This window comes from Candidatus Polarisedimenticolia bacterium (assembly GCA_036001465.1).
GTDB lineage: Bacteria > Acidobacteriota > Polarisedimenticolia > Gp22-AA2 > Gp22-AA2 > Gp22-AA3.
Map to the genome: position 1 here is coordinate 1 of DASYUH010000051.1, position 13,943 is coordinate 13,943.

Annotated in this window: 18 protein-coding genes; 6 read left to right on the plus strand and 12 right to left on the minus strand. The window is 69.6% G+C overall.

The features are described from left to right. Positions 1–171: 171 nt before the first annotated feature. Positions 172–1,365: an HD domain-containing phosphohydrolase gene (locus tag VGV60_10175; protein ID HEV8701623.1), complete on the minus strand. Its 1,194-nt coding sequence runs from the start codon at positions 1,363–1,365 to the stop codon at positions 172–174. Between the two features lie 203 nt (positions 1,366–1,568). Between VGV60_10175 and VGV60_10180 the strand changes: the two genes are divergently transcribed. Genes VGV60_10180 through VGV60_10205 form a run of 6 tightly spaced genes read left to right on the plus strand, consistent with a single transcriptional unit; the run spans position 1,569 to position 7,193 of the window. Beyond that, a complete protein-coding gene (locus VGV60_10180) occupies positions 1,569–2,915 on the plus strand; it encodes a glycosyltransferase N-terminal domain-containing protein (protein HEV8701624.1) in 1,347 nt (448 codons plus the stop codon). Further along, positions 2,912–3,994: a tetraacyldisaccharide 4'-kinase gene (gene lpxK / locus VGV60_10185; protein ID HEV8701625.1), complete on the plus strand. Its 1,083-nt coding sequence runs from the start codon at positions 2,912–2,914 to the stop codon at positions 3,992–3,994. Before VGV60_10180 ends, lpxK begins: the two co-directional genes overlap by 4 nt. Before the next feature lies 1 nt (position 3,995). After that, on the plus strand, positions 3,996–5,039 hold the full coding sequence (locus tag VGV60_10190; protein ID HEV8701626.1) for a lysophospholipid acyltransferase family protein: 1,044 nt from the start codon (positions 3,996–3,998) through the stop codon (positions 5,037–5,039). Continuing rightward, a complete protein-coding gene (gene gmhB, locus VGV60_10195; GenBank protein HEV8701627.1) occupies positions 5,036–5,626 on the plus strand; it encodes a D-glycero-beta-D-manno-heptose 1,7-bisphosphate 7-phosphatase in 591 nt (196 codons plus the stop codon). The genes VGV60_10190 and gmhB overlap by 4 nt, the downstream gene beginning before the upstream one ends. Further along, positions 5,623–6,651: a PfkB family carbohydrate kinase gene (locus VGV60_10200; GenBank protein HEV8701628.1), complete on the plus strand. Its 1,029-nt coding sequence runs from the start codon at positions 5,623–5,625 to the stop codon at positions 6,649–6,651. The genes gmhB and VGV60_10200 overlap by 4 nt, the downstream gene beginning before the upstream one ends. Continuing rightward, on the plus strand, positions 6,648–7,193 hold the full coding sequence (locus tag VGV60_10205) for an adenylyltransferase/cytidyltransferase family protein (protein ID HEV8701629.1): 546 nt from the start codon (positions 6,648–6,650) through the stop codon (positions 7,191–7,193). Before VGV60_10200 ends, VGV60_10205 begins: the two co-directional genes overlap by 4 nt. A 69-nt stretch (positions 7,194–7,262) precedes the next feature. Here VGV60_10205 and rplQ read toward each other — a convergent pair whose 3' ends face one another. The 11 genes from rplQ to rplO all read right to left on the minus strand — a co-directional run. Then, on the minus strand, positions 7,263–7,784 hold the full coding sequence (rplQ, locus tag VGV60_10210) for a 50S ribosomal protein L17 (GenBank protein ID HEV8701630.1): 522 nt from the start codon (positions 7,782–7,784) through the stop codon (positions 7,263–7,265). A gap of 7 nt (positions 7,785–7,791) precedes the next feature. Then, positions 7,792–8,772: a DNA-directed RNA polymerase subunit alpha gene (locus VGV60_10215; protein ID HEV8701631.1), complete on the minus strand. Its 981-nt coding sequence runs from the start codon at positions 8,770–8,772 to the stop codon at positions 7,792–7,794. A 46-nt stretch (positions 8,773–8,818) separates the two neighbouring features. Then, positions 8,819–9,445, minus strand: a complete 627-nt coding sequence (rpsD, locus tag VGV60_10220) for a 30S ribosomal protein S4 (GenBank protein ID HEV8701632.1) — start codon at positions 9,443–9,445, stop codon at positions 8,819–8,821. 18 nt (positions 9,446–9,463) lie between these two features. Further along, complete coding sequence (rpsK, locus tag VGV60_10225) at positions 9,464–9,847, minus strand: 30S ribosomal protein S11 (GenBank protein HEV8701633.1); 384 nt, start codon at positions 9,845–9,847, stop codon at positions 9,464–9,466. A 170-nt stretch (positions 9,848–10,017) separates the two neighbouring features. Continuing rightward, the gene (gene rpsM / locus VGV60_10230; protein ID HEV8701634.1) at positions 10,018–10,407 is read right to left on the minus strand and encodes a 30S ribosomal protein S13; all 390 of its coding nucleotides are present in this window, start codon (positions 10,405–10,407) and stop codon (positions 10,018–10,020) included. Positions 10,408–10,420: 13 nt separating this feature from the next. After that, positions 10,421–10,534, minus strand: a complete 114-nt coding sequence (gene rpmJ / locus VGV60_10235; GenBank protein HEV8701635.1) for a 50S ribosomal protein L36 — start codon at positions 10,532–10,534, stop codon at positions 10,421–10,423. Positions 10,535–10,553: 19 nt separating this feature from the next. Next, complete coding sequence (gene infA / locus VGV60_10240; GenBank protein HEV8701636.1) at positions 10,554–10,772, minus strand: translation initiation factor IF-1; 219 nt, start codon at positions 10,770–10,772, stop codon at positions 10,554–10,556. Further along, positions 10,773–11,534 (minus strand): type I methionyl aminopeptidase, encoded by a 762-nt coding sequence (map, locus tag VGV60_10245; GenBank protein HEV8701637.1) that lies wholly within the window; start codon positions 11,532–11,534, stop codon positions 10,773–10,775. After that, positions 11,531–12,208 (minus strand): adenylate kinase, encoded by a 678-nt coding sequence (locus VGV60_10250; GenBank protein HEV8701638.1) that lies wholly within the window; start codon positions 12,206–12,208, stop codon positions 11,531–11,533. The genes map and VGV60_10250 overlap by 4 nt, the downstream gene beginning before the upstream one ends. A gap of 3 nt (positions 12,209–12,211) precedes the next feature. Continuing rightward, positions 12,212–13,606, minus strand: a complete 1,395-nt coding sequence (gene secY / locus VGV60_10255) for a preprotein translocase subunit SecY (GenBank protein ID HEV8701639.1) — start codon at positions 13,604–13,606, stop codon at positions 12,212–12,214. Then, positions 13,599–13,943 (minus strand): 50S ribosomal protein L15 (gene rplO / locus VGV60_10260; protein HEV8701640.1); only part of this gene is annotated, 345 nt, incomplete at its 5' end. The genes secY and rplO, both read right to left, overlap by 8 nt.

Here is a 13,943-nt window from a genome sequence, read left to right on the forward strand (position 1 = left end):
AGCATCACGAGATCCTGCTCGGTGGCCGTGAAGGTCCGGATTTTCTTGTGCCCCGGCATCGCGACTCCTCCTCGCGCCGAACTGACATTATATAAATCTTATATATATAACGAATAGTATCCTACGCCCGCGGAGGCCGTATGTCAAGTGGGTTGCCGGGAAACGTCCTGGTCAGGTGCCGGTGGGAAGATCGACGTCGCGGAACGGCCCGGAGGCGTCCTCGGTCGGAGTGTCCCGGCGCACGCCTGCGGACTCGGGGCCCGCCGGGGCCCCGGGCGGCAGGTCGCCCGCCACCCCGTCCTCGGCGACGCCGACCGTCCTGAGGACCCGGATGAAGGCGTCCACGCATTCGGGGCAGAACTGGATCCCGGCCATCTTGTTCATTTCCTGTATCGCGAACTCCATCGGCAGGCCGACGCGGTACGGACGCGTCGAGGTCATGGCGTCGAAGGCATCGGCGAGGCAGACGATGCGGGCGTGCAGCGGGATGTCCCTGCCTTTCAGGCGGTCCGGGTATCCGGTCCCGTCGTACATCTCGTGGTGGTGCTTGATGCCGGCCACGTGCTTGGAGAACGTGGACACGGGGGCCAGGATCTGGGCGCCGATCACGGGATGCGACTTGATGGCTTCCCGCTCCTCGGGGGTGAGGTTGGCGGGCTTGTTCAGGATCTTGTCCATCATGCCGATCTTGCCGATGTCGTGGAGGAGCGCCACCTGCGCGACGATCGAGACCTCTTCCTTTGGAAGGCCGAGCGCGCGGGCTATGAGTCGGGCGAACTTGGACACGCGCTGGGAGTGCCCCGCGGTGTACCGGTCCTTGGCTTCGAGCGCGATGGCCAGGGACTCCACCGTCTGGATGTAGGAATGCTCCATGTCGCTCCGGGCCTGCTCGAGATTCCCGAGGGCCGTGGTGAGCTGCTGGTTCCGCACCTGCAGGTCCGAGAGGAGCTTCTCGTTGAGAAGCTTCATCTCCCGCTGACGCAGCAGGGCGGTGATGGTGAACTTGACGTCCTCCGGGTCCCAGGGCGTGGGGATGTACTTGTCCAGTCCGGCGTTGTTCAGGGCGTAGATCGCCTCGTCCAGGCTGGGGGTGTCCGACAGCAGGATCTTGCCCACGCCCGGAAATTGCGCATTGACGATTTCGAGGAAGCGGCCGCCTGGAATACCGGGCATGCCCTGGGCGGCGATGACCAGCTCGACCGGCCGGTGCTGCTCGCGCAGGGTGTAGAGGACGCCGAGCGCCTCCTCCGTCGAGGCGGCCGCCACGACCTCCATGCCCGGCGGGCAGACCGCGGCGATGCGGTCCCTGAGCTGCGATCGGGACCCCGGGTCGTGACTGACCAGGAGTATGGCCGGCCGGCTCACGCGATGTCCCGGCGAGACGCCGCGGGGGCGGGCGCCCCATGCGGCGCCGGGCCGGTGCCGGCGCGGAGGACCATCCGGATCGTCGTCATGCTCCCTCAATATGGGTTGCCGCCGGCCCGCGGACAAGAGGGGCGCGGGGACCACGCGGGACGTCGCGGCGATGCGTTGACGGCCGTCAAAGCGCTGAACTATACTGATTGTCCATGTATCGCCTGTACGCGGCCCTGCTCGTCCTGGCCTGGGCCGTCGTTCTTCCCTGCCAGATGCTGATGACGTTTCTGAAACGCGCCTCCCCCACCCCCCTGCGCGAGAGACTCGGCTTTCCTCCGGACGACGCGGCGGCCGGCGGGTTCTGGATCCACGCCGTCTCGGTCGGCGAGGTGCGTCTCGCCCTGTCGCTCCTGGCGTCGCTGCGCCGGCGCTTCCCCGGAGTGCCCGTCCACCTGACCACGGCGACCGCCACGGGGAGAGCCCTGGCGGCCGCGGGGACGGGTGGCACCCGGCCTCCCGAGTCGATCGCCGCGCTGCCGTTCGACCTCCCCTTCGCCATGGGGCGCCTCCTGGATCGCCTGCGTCCGCGGGCCATCCTGATCCTGGAGACGGAGATCTGGCCCAATCTCCTGCGACTCGCCGCCCGGCGCGGGGTTCCGGTCGTCCTCGTGAACGGTCGCATCTCGCCGCGCGCCTATCCGCGCTACCGCCTCGTCCGGCCCCTCCTCCACAGGGCGCTTCCCGGAGTGAGCCTCTTCGGCATGCAGTCGCGCGAGGACGGAGATCGGATCGTCAGCCTCGGGGCGGACGGGCGGCGGGTGCGCGTCACCGGCAACCTGAAATTCGATCTCGATCCTCCTGCGGCCGACAGGCAGGCTGTGCGCCTGCGGCTGGGGCTCGAGGACGGAGAGCCGCTGTTCGTGGCCGGCAGCACCGCCGCGGGCGAGGAACGGCCGGTGCTTCATGCGTTCGCGCTCCTGCGCCGGTCCCACCCCTCGGCGCGCCTCGTCCTGGCGCCGCGTCATCCGGAGAACTTCGCCGCAGCGGAGCGCCTGGCCCGCGAGGCCGGGCACACCGTCCTGCTCTGGAGCCGCCTCGCGGCGGACGGACCCGGGGCCCCGGCCGCCGGGACGGCGAGGCGGCCGCCTCCCCCGCGCTTCGACGTCCTGGTGCTCGACGCCATGGGGGTGCTCCCGGTCATCTACGCCGCCTCGGATCTCGTGTTCGTCGGCGGCAGCCTCGTGCCGCGCGGGGGCCACAACGTTCTCGAGCCGGCGGCGATCGGGCGGCCTGTCCTGTTCGGGCCGCACATGGAGAACTTCCGCGCCGCCGCCGAAGCGCTCACGGCGGCGGGGGCCGGGTTCGTGGCGCGCGACGCGGACGAGCTCGGGAGCCTCCTGCTCCGCCTGGTGTCCGACCGTGCCGGCTACGCCGTCTCCTCCACCATGGCGCGGCGGGTCGTCGAGACGAATCGCGGCGCCCTGGGCCGCACTATCGCCCTCGTCGAGGAGGTCCTGGCTCCCGCCCCGGCGCGCGGGCTCCAGGTCGCCCGGCCGTGACCGGGCCGGGCCGGCTCCTCGCCGCGCCGGCCCTGGCACCCCTGCTCTATCTTCCCGGGGTGGCCTACCGCGCGGTGGTCGGGCTGCGGAACGCGCTCTACGATTCGGGGCGCCTGGGCATCCAGCGGCTCCCGTGCCTGGTCATCAGCATCGGCAACCTGACGGTCGGCGGGACCGGCAAGTCCCCCCTGACCTCGTGCATCGCCAGTCTGCTGCGCGACTCGGGATACCGGGTCGGCGTGGTCAGCCGCGGCTATCGCCGGAAATCGTCGGTGGATCCCCTGCTGGTCTCCGACGGCCGCGCGCTTCTCGCTGATGCGCAGAGCGCAGGGGACGAGCCGTACCTGATCGCCCGGGACAATCCGGCCGTGCAGGTCGCGGTCGGCGCCGATCGGGTGCGGGCGGCGCGCCTCCTGCTCCGCGCCGCGTCCCCCGAGGTGATCGTCCTCGACGACGCGTTCCAGCACCGCCGGCTGGCGCGCGATCTCGACCTCGTGCTCGTGGACGGCCGCGACCCTTGGGGCAATGGTAGAATGCTGCCGAGCGGCCCGCTGCGCGAGCCGCTCTCGTCGATTGCGCGCGCCCATGCCTGCATCCTGACTCGATCGGACGGACAGTGTCCCTCGAGCCTGGCCTCCGCCCTGGCGCGATACAAACCGGATGCGGCCCTGTTCCACTGCAGGATGGAGCCGCGTGCGTTCGTCCGATCGGAGGGAGAGACGATCGGCCTCGCCGCGCTGAAGGGGTTTTCGGTCTATGCGTTCTCCGGGATTGCCCGGCCGGAGCGGTTCGAGGAGGACCTGCGCGGGCTCGGCCTCCGCCTGGCAGGATCGCGCCGGTTCGCCGATCACCATCCTTTCCGGCCACATGATCTGCAAGAGGTGACGATGGAGGCTCGTCGCGTCGGCGCCGAAGTGCTCGTGACCACGGAGAAGGACCTGGTGCGCATCGGAGAGGCCCCGGACGCCTCACCTCCCCTCTATGCCCTGGCGATCCGGGTGTCGTTCCGCCCGGGCCGGGACCTGCAGCCCTGGCTCCTGGATCGTCTCGCGGCTCTCCGCCCGGACCGGGGGCATTGACGTGCGCACCGAAACCCGCCCCGATCCCAGAACCCCCCTGCGCCGCCTCCGCCATCTTCCACAGACCCGCGGGGTGCGGCACGCCCTGTCCTATCTTCTGTGCCGTGCGCTTCTCACCGCCCTCGGGTTCCTGCCCCGCAGGGCGGGGCTCGGAATCGGCCGCGCCTGCGGTCTTCTGTTCCACGCCGCGTCCGCCCGGCACAGGCGCATCGCCCGGGCGAACCTCGAGCGCGCCTTCGGCGGCGACCTCACCCCCCGCGAGCGGGAGCGGCTGGCCCGCGCCTCCTTCGCGCATGCCGGGATGATCATGGCGGACGCCGCCTACTTCGGGAGGATCGCGCGCCATCCCCTCGATCGCGTCGCGGTCTTCGAAGGCACGGAGCATCTCCGCGCCGCGGCGTCCGGGAAGCGCGGCGTCCTGGTGTTCTCGGGCCACTTCGGGCATTGGGAGCTGATCGGACTCCTGCAGCCCCGGCTCGGCGTGCCGTTCTCGATGGTCGTGCGCCCGCTGGATAACGGCCGGCTGGACGCCTACCTGGCCGGCCTGCGGAAGATCACGGGGAACGAGCTGATCTCCAAGTACGACGCGGCGCGCGGGGTGCTGCGGGCGCTGCGCCCCGGGCGCGCGGTCGGATTGATGATCGACCAGAACGTGCGCGGCGACGGCGGCCTCTTCGTCCAGTTCTTCGGCGCTCCCGCGTCCACGACGCCGGCGCTCGCGACCTTCGCCCTGAAATCCGGCGCGCCGATCGTGCCCGTCTTCTCGTACCCGCTTCCGGACGGCCGGTTCCTGGTCCGCTACGGCGAGCCGATCGTCGCCGCGCGGCGCGGGACCCTGGCCGAGGACATCTTCGCCCTCACACAGCAGTGCACCACGCGGCTGGAGGACGAGATCCGCCGGCGCCCCGACTGCTGGCTGTGGATGCACAACCGCTGGCGGACGCAACGGACGGCCGCGGCACCCCCTGCGGCCGCTGCGGCGACCGAGCCGGGGCACGCTGCGGCGACCCCCTCCGCCGCCGGGCGCGCGACGACGCACCCATGAGCCGCCCCGCCGTCTTCATGGACCGGGACGGGACCATCAGCGAGGAGGTGGGATACGTCAATCACCTCTCCCGCTACCGGCTCCTGCCTCGGAGCCTCGAGGCGATCCGGCTGCTCAACGACGCCGGCTTCCTGACGGTCGTGACGACCAACCAGTCGGGGGTGGCCCGCGGCTACTTCAGCCAGGCGCTCGTCGAGGAAGTGCACGCGCGACTTCGATCGCTTGCGGCCTCCGGGGGGGCGCGCCTGGACGCCATCTATTACTGCCCGCACCATCCCGCAGAGGGGAGCCCTCCCTGGCGTGCCCAGTGCGACTGTCGCAAGCCGAAGCCGGGTATGATCCTGCGGGCGGCGCGCGAGCACCCGATTGATTTGAAGACGTCGTTCGTGGTGGGGGACAGCGTGGTGGACATCGAAGCCGGCGCGTCCGCCGGGGTGCCCGGAGTCCTGGTCCTGACAGGATACGGCCGCGGCCTCGTGGAGCACCAGAGAGAGAGGTTCAGGACGCCCCCGGCGCACACGGCCGACGACCTCCTGGACGCGGTGCGCTGGATCCTGGGACGACGGACGGCCGGAGGGCGCCCGTGACCCTGCGCGATTCGCTGTTGAAGTCCATCGACCGGATGGCCGGGCTGAGCGTCCTGGTCGTCGCCGATCTCGTGCTGGACGAATTCGAGTACGGCGAGATCGACAGGGTCTCGCGGGAGGCGCCGGTCCTCATCCTGAGGCACCGGAAGACGGACCGTCTGCCGGGCGGCGGCGCCAACGCCGTCCACAACCTCGCATCGCTCGAAGGGCGCCCCGTGGTCGTGGGCCGGGTCGGCCAGGATGAGTCGGGTGAACGGCTCGTCGCGATCCTGCGCGAGCGCGGGGCGGACACCTCGCGCATCTGGCGCGATCCCGGTTACGCCACGCCGGTGAAACGCCGCGTGCTGGCCGGAAGCGCCCACTCGGTGAAGCAGCAGATCGTCCGCGTCGACCGGGGCGGGGGGTGCGGCGCGCCCGTCGAAGGGCGGCCCCTGTGGCCTTCGATCCGCGAGGCCCTCGGACAGGCGAAGGGCGTCCTGATCTCCGATTACGGGCTCGGCCTCATGCACCCGGGAACCATCGGTCCGGTCCTCGATGCGGTGCGCGGCGCGCGTTTGCCCCTCTTCGTGGACTCCCGCTCCCAGCTCCGATCGTACCGCGGCATGAAGGCGGCGACGCCCAACCTGCAGGAGGCGGAAGCGGCCCTCGGCGAGCGCGTGAACGATGATCCGGACAAGCTGGCGCGCGCCGGGACGCTCCTGCGCGAGGCCATCGACGCCGAAACGATCGTCGTGACGCGCGGCAGCCGCGGCATGTCCGTGTTCACCCGCGGCGCCGATCCGCTCCACCTCCCCGTGTACGGCACCGACGAGGTGGCGGACGTGACCGGGGCGGGCGACACGGTGATCAGCGTCTGCGCCCTGGCGATGCTGTCGGGCTGCGCCCCGGCGGAGGCTGCCCGGCTCGCCAACTACGCCGGAGGGATCGTGGTCATGAAGCGCGGGACGGCGACCGTCAGCCGCGACGAGCTGCGCCGGGCCGTGCGCTCCGATCCGGCCGTCGACAGCCCGTCGCCGCCGGCGTGACCCGGCCCCGCGCCAGAAGCGCAGGCCGGATCGTCGCTCTTCCCCGGCTGCAGCGCCTCGTCTCCCGGCTGCGCCGCCGCCGACCGCGCCCGCGGATCGTCCTCGCCAACGGGCTCTTCGACCTTCTGCACGTCGGCCACGTCCGATATCTCAGGGCCGCGAGCCGGCTGGGAGACGTCCTGGTCGTCGCACTGAACAGCGACCGGTCGGCCCGCTCCCTGCGCGGCCCCGGCCGGCCGATCGTCCCGGCCGCGGACCGCTCCCGCCTGGTCGCGGCGCTCGACGGGGTCGATTTCGTGGTCCGGTTCCCCTCGCCCACGGTCGCGCCGCTCCTCCGCCGGCTTCGCCCCGATGTCCACTGCAAAGGCACGGACTACACGGCGGCCAGCGTGCCCGAACGGGAGGTGGTGCGAGCCTACGGCGGAACGGTGCGCATCGCCGGCGATCCCAAACGGCACGCCACGAGCGACCTGATCACCGGGCTGCGCCTGCGATTCGGGCCCGATGGGTCCGGCCCCGGCCGACGCGCCCGGCGCGGCTGAATGCAGAAAGGGGGAGCCAAGCGGCTCCCCCTCGCATCGTCCCGCACGGTGCATCAAGACCGCGGGTGTTTATTTCTTCTTGCCCTTCTCGTCCTGCCCGTCCTTCTCCTCCTGCTCGCCGGCCGCCTCGGCGGCCCCTTCCATCGCGGCCGCCTCGGCCGCCTCCTTCTCGCGCCCCTTGGCCTTGCGGTCCCGCCTGGCCTTCTTCTCTTCCTTCTGCTTCTTGAAGACCGGCTCCGAGCCCACCAGCTCGACGATCGCCATGTCGGCGCCGTCCCCCGGACGGGGCCCCAGCTTCAGGATGCGCGAGTAGCCGCCCGGGCGGGACGTGAACCTCGGTCCGAGGGTGTCGAACAGCTTCTTGACCACCCCCTTGTCGTGGACCAGCCCCAGGACCATGCGTCGCGAGTGCAGGTCGTCGCGCCGGGCCATCGTGATGAGCTTCTCCGCATAGGGCCGGAGCTCCTTGGCCTTCGGGAGAGTGGTGGTCAGGCGCTCGTGCCGGAACAGATCGGTCGCCAGGTTGCGGAGCAGCGCCTTCCTGTGCTCCTTCGTGCGGCCGAGCTTCCGGTATCCTGCGTTGTGGCGCATCGGAGTGCTACTCCTCCTTCGGCTTCAGGATATGGTCGACCTTCATGCCGAGCGAGAGGCCCATTTCGGCCAGGAGCTCCTTGATCTCGTTCAGCGACTTGCGGCCGAAATTCTTGGTCTTGAGCATCTCCGCCTCGGTCTTCTGGACCAGGTCGGCGATCGTCTTGATGTCGGCGTTCTTCAGGCAATTGTAGGAGCGCACCGACAGCTCCAGCTCCTCGATCGAGCGCATCAGGTTCTCGCGCATGCGGTCCTTCTCGCGATCGACCTCCTCCACGTCCATCTCGGGTGTTTCCTCGAAATTGATGAAGATGGACAGGTGGTCCTTCAGGAGCTTGCTGGCGAGGGCGACCGCGCTCTGCGGCTGCACGGCGCCGTTCGTCCAGACCTCGATGGTCAGCTTGTCGTAGTCGGTGGTCTGGCCCAGGCGCGCGTCCTCGACGGTGTAGTTCACCTTCTTGACCGGGGAGTGCACCGAATCGATCGGGATGAATCCGATCGACAGGTCCGTGTCGAAGTTCCGATCGGCCGGCACGTAGCCGCGCCCCGGCTTGACGCGCATCTCGATGTTCAGGCGCCCTTCCTCCGAGAGCGTGGCGATGTGCACCTCGGGATCCAGGATCTCGACGTTCGGGTTCGTCTCGATGTGGCCCGCCTTGACGTCCCCCGCCCCCTCGGCGCGCAGGTAGATGGTCTCGGCGTGGCTCACGTTCAGCTTGAGCGGGATCTGCTTCAGGTTGAGGATCAGGTCGATGGTGTCCTCCACCACCCCCGGGATCGACGTGAACTCGTGCTGCACGCCCTCGATCTTGACCGCCGTGATCGCCGCCCCTTCGATGGACGACAGGAGGACCCGGCGCAGGACGTTGCCGATCGTCGTGCCGAAGCCCCTCTCGAAGGGCTGCGCCCAGAACTTCCCGTACGTCGGGGTCAGCAACTCCAGATCGCATTCAAGGCGCTTCGGCCTCTGGAAACCTTTCCACAGCATCGGGTCCATCCTCCTCGCGGGCCGCGCGTGCGGCGGCCCGGATCGTTTACTTGCTGTAAAGCTCGACGATGAGCTGTTCCTGGATCGGCATCGTGACGTCCTCCCGCCGCGGCAGGGAGGCGACGGTCCCCCGGACCGTCGCGGTGTCCACGGACAGCCACTGCGGGAAACCGCGGGCGCGGGCCTGCTCGAAGGAGGCCAGGAGAGCGTCGTGCTTCTCCATCTTGGCCTTGGGGGCGATGACCTGACCCGCCCGGACGAGATACGACGGGATGTCCACCTTGCGGCCGTCGACGCGCACGTGCCCGTGCGACACGAACTGGCGCGCCTGGGCCCGCGACGCCGTGAACCCGAGCCGGTAGACGACGTTGTCGAGACGGCGCTCGAGGTTGATCAGGAGCAGCTCGCCGGTGACCCCCTTCTTCCGGCTGGCCTCCTGGAAGGCGAGACGGAACGGCTTCTCGAGGACCCGGTAGAGCCTCTTGACCTTCTGCTTCTCGCGCAGCTGGACGCCGTATCCCTGCAGCTTCACGCGGCGCTTGCCGTGCTGGCCCGGAGCGAAGTTCCGGCGCTCGATGGCGCACTTCTCGGTGTAGCAGCGCGCCCCCTTCAAGAACAGCTTCAGCCCCTCGCGGCGGCAGAGCCGGCAGACCGAACCACGAATATTCGCCACTCCTGGATCCTCCTCTTCTCAGACGCGCCGGCGCTTCGGGGGACGGCAGCCGTTATGCGGGATCGGCGTGACGTCCTTGATCGCCTTGATTTCGAGCCCCACGGCCTGCATGGCGCGGATCGAGGACTCCCGTCCCGCACCCGGCCCCGTGACGCGGACTTCCACCTGCCGGACACCGTGCTCCTTGGCCGCGTTCGCCGCCGCCTGGGCCGCGATCTGCGCGGCGAACGGCGTGCCCTTGCGCGAGCCCTTGAAGCCGATGCAGCCGGCGGACGACCAGGACAGGACGTTCCCCGTCTGGTCGCAGATGGTGATCACCGTGTTGTTGAAGCTGGCATGGACGTGGGCGATCGCGAAGGGGACGTTCTTCTTGTCCTTCTTCTTCCCGGGCGCCTTGCGCACCGCCGGGGCGCCCTCCGCCGGGGCGGCCGCGACCTCCTTGCCGGCCGGAGCGGTCCCCTCCTTCGCCTCCGCCTTCTTCGGCGCCTTGGGCGGCTTCTCCGCCCGCGGGGCGGCTTCCTTCCCGGCCCCTTCCTTCGGTTCCTTCGCCTCGGCCATGTGTTCCCAGCCTCCTAGCCCTTCTTGCCGACCGGCGCCTTCTTCTTGCCGGCCACGGTCTTGCGCGGGCCCTTGCGGGTGCGCGCGTTCGTGTGCGTCCTCTGCCCCCGCACCGGGAGGTTGCGGCGGTGCCGCATGCCACGGTAGCAGCCGATATCGATCAGCCGCTTGATGTCCATCTGCACGTTCTTGCGCAGGTCCCCCTCGACCTGCCCCTCCTCCTGGATCACGTCGCGGATCCGGCGCACCTCGTCCTCGGCCAGATCCTTCACCTTGATGTCCTTCGTGACCCCGGCCTTCGACAGGATGCGGCTGCTGCGCGAACGGCCGATCCCGAAGATGTACGTCAGCGCGATCTCGACCCTCTTGTTCTGCGGTAGGTCGACTCCGGCGATGCGTGCCACGTGGCTTCTCCTTCTATCCCTGGCGCTGCTTGTGCTTCGGGTTGTCGCAGATCACCCGCACCACGCCGCGCCTCTTGATGACCTTGCACTTGTCGCAGATTCTCTTGACCGACGCCCTGACTTTCATCGCCTCGAGGCCTCCCGCCTCACTTGAACCGGTACACGATCCGCCCCCGCGACAGGTCGTAGGGCGACAGCTCCACGAGCACCCTGTCTCCCGTCAGGATCCGGATGAAGTTCTTGCGCATCTTTCCCGAAATATGCGCCAGCACCTGGTGCTTGTTGTCCAGCTGCACCCTGAACATGGCGTTCGGCAGCGGCTCGACCACGGTCGCTTCCACCTGGATCGCCTCGTCCTTCGGCAACTACAAGCCCTCCACGTCGCCGCCGAGAACGAGCGGGCCATCCTCGGTGATCGCGATCGACCGCTCGAAATGCGCCGACAGCGACCCGTCGATCGTCGACGCCGTCCAGCCGTCGGAATGGATCCGCACCGCCGGGCCGCCGAGGTTCACCATCGGCTCGATCGCCAGGACCAGGCCCTCCTTGAGGACCGGGCCCGATCCCGGGTTCCCGTAATTGGGGACCTGGGGATCCTCGTGAAGCGACGTGCCGATCCCGTGCCCGACGAACTCCCGCACCACGGTGTATCCGTGCGACTCCGCGTGCGTCTGAACCGCCGACGAGATGTCCGACAGGCGCTTCCCCGGCCGCGCCGCCTGGATGCCGCGGTGGAGCGATTCCCGGGTGACGTTGAGCAGGTCACGCGCCTCCCGGCTGATCCGGCCGACGGGGACCGTCACCGCCGCGTCGCCGAAGTAGCCGTCCAGGACCACGCCGAAATCGAGCCCGATGATGTCCCCCTCCTTCAGCACCTTCTTGGGCGACGGGATGCCGTGCACGACCTCCTCGTTCACCGACGTGCAGAGCACGCAGGGGTATCCGCGGTACCCCTTGAAGGCCGGCCGCACGCCCGCGTCCCGGCACATTCTCTCCGCGACCCGATCGAGGTCGGCCGTCGTCACGCCCGGCTCGACCTGCCCCCGGAGCTCCGCGAGAATCTGTGCCACCACGCGATTGCAGCGGTCCATCGTCTCGACTTCCTCCCGGGACTTGTAGATGATCATCCCCGCAGCCCCGGCACGGCCGCCGCCATCCGCTCGAACACCTCCGCCGGTCGACCTCTCCCGTCCACCGCCGCGAGGACGCCGGCCTTCTGGTACCTGAGGATCAGGGGCGCCGTCTGCTCCCGGTACGCCCTCAGTCTCTCGGCGATCACCGTGTCCGTGTCGTCGTTCCTCTGCCGCAGCGTCCCGCCGCAGCGATCGCAGATCCCTTCGGCCTTGGGCCGGTTGTAGCGCACGTGATACACGGCGCCGCAGCGGTCGCACGATCTCCGGCCGGTCAGCCGGTCGATGATCTCCGGCTCGGCGACCTCGATGCTGATCACCCGGTCCAGCGACTGGCCCCGCTTGGACAGGATCCTGTCCAGCAGGTCGGCCTGTGCCACCGTCCTCGGAAACCCGTCCAGGAGGAAGCCGTCGGCCGCGTCCGGCCGCGACAGCCTCTCTTCCATCACCTCGCCCACCAGCGCGTCGGGGACCAGCTCCCCCCGCTCGACGATGGCGGCCACCCTCCGTCCGAGCGGCGTCCCGTCCCGTATCGCGGACCGCAGGAGGTCGCCCGTCGAGATGTGCAGCAGGCCGACCCGCCGCGTGATTTCCGCCGCCTGCGTTCCCTTCCCGACCCCCGGAGCCCCCAGGAGGACCAGCCGGGTTGCCCTGCCGTGCGCCGCAGGCATGCGTCACCCGCGCCGGCCGCGGATTCTCGCCCCCTTCAAGAAGCCGTCGTAATGCCTCATGATGAGCTGCGACTCGACCTGCTGCACCGTGTCCATGGCCACGCCGACCACGATCAGGAGCGACGTCCCGCCGAAATAGAACTTCAGCCCGAGCCCCTGCGTCAGGAACGAGGGCAGGATCTGGTCCAGGGCCGGACCGACGACCGGCAGGGCCTGGACCTTCATCCCGCTGATCAGGATCTGCGGGAGAAGCGCGATGAGGCCGAGATAGATCGCCCCGACGAACGTCAACCGCGTGAGGATCGTGTCCAGGTACTCCGCGGTCCGCCTCCCGGGGCGGATGCCGGGGATGAACCCGCCGTACTTCTTCATGTTGTCCGCCACGTCCATCGGATTGAAGATGATCGAGATGTAGAAGTAGCAGAAGAAGACGATCGCCACCAGGTACAGGAGGTTGTGCAGCGGCATGCTGTAGTCGAGCTGGCGGTAGATCTCGGCCAGCCACGGCTTGTCCTGCACGCCCAGCCACTGCATGAAGGTGAGCGGGAAGGCCAGGACCGAGGACGCGAAGATGACCGGGATGACGCCCCCCGTGTTCAAGCGAAGCGGCATGTGGGTCTGCATCCCGCCGTACATCCTCCGTCCGACCACGCGCCGCGCATACTGCACCGGGATCTTGCGCTGCGCCCGCTCGACCCAGATGATCGCGGCGATGACGCCCGTCATCATGAAGAGCAGGACCACGACCGCGATGGGACCGAGAGTGCCGGTCGTGACGTCCTGCCACAGGGTCGCCACGGCGGACGGCAGGCCCGAAACGATGCCGGCGTAGATGATGAGCGAGATGCCGTTCCCGATGCCTCGCTCGGAGATCTGCTCCCCCACCCACATGATGAAGGCGGTGCCGGTCGTCAGCGTCAGGACGGTCATCATGCGGAAGCCCCACCCGGGATGGGGGACCACGCCGCCGGACCCCCCTCCGCCCGTCAGGTTCTCGAGCCAGAACGCGATCCCCAGCGACTGCACCACCGACAGGACGACCGTGCCGTAGCGCGTGTACTGGGTGATCTTCCGCCGGCCGAGCTCCCCCTCCTTGGAGAGCTTCTCGAGGTAGGGGACCACGACCGTCAGCAGCTGCAGGATGATGCTCGCGCTGATGTACGGCATGATGCCGAGCGCGAAGATCGAGAAGCGCTCGAGCGCGCCGCCCGAGAACAGGTTCACCAGCCCGACGATGTTGTTGCGCGCCTGGGCGAAGAACTGCGCCAGCGCCTGGCCGTCGATGCCCGGCGTGGGGATCGCGACCCCGAGGCGGTAGATCGCGAGCGCGGCCGCCGTGAACCCGAGCCGCTTGCGCAGCTCCGGGATGCGGGAGGCGTTGGAGAAGCCGTCAAGCACCGAGCACCTCCACCGAGCCGCCGGCCGCGGCGATGCGCTCCCGGGCGCTGGCACTGAAGGCGTGCGCGCGCACGGTGAGGGCGTGGGCGAGGGCCCCCTCGCCGAGGCACTTGACCGGCCGGCGCCCGCGGGCGAGGCCGCGCGCGCGCAGCTCATCGGGGCCGACGGTGCTGCCGGCGGGGAAGGCCGCCAGCTGGGCCAGGTTGACGATCGCGTAGCGCACGCGCGACACGGGCCGGAAGCCCCGCTTCGGCACGCGGCGCTGCAGCGGCATCTGCCCGCCCTCGTTCCCCGGCGGGCTGTTCCCGCCCGAGCGCGAGCGCCGTCCCTTGTGACC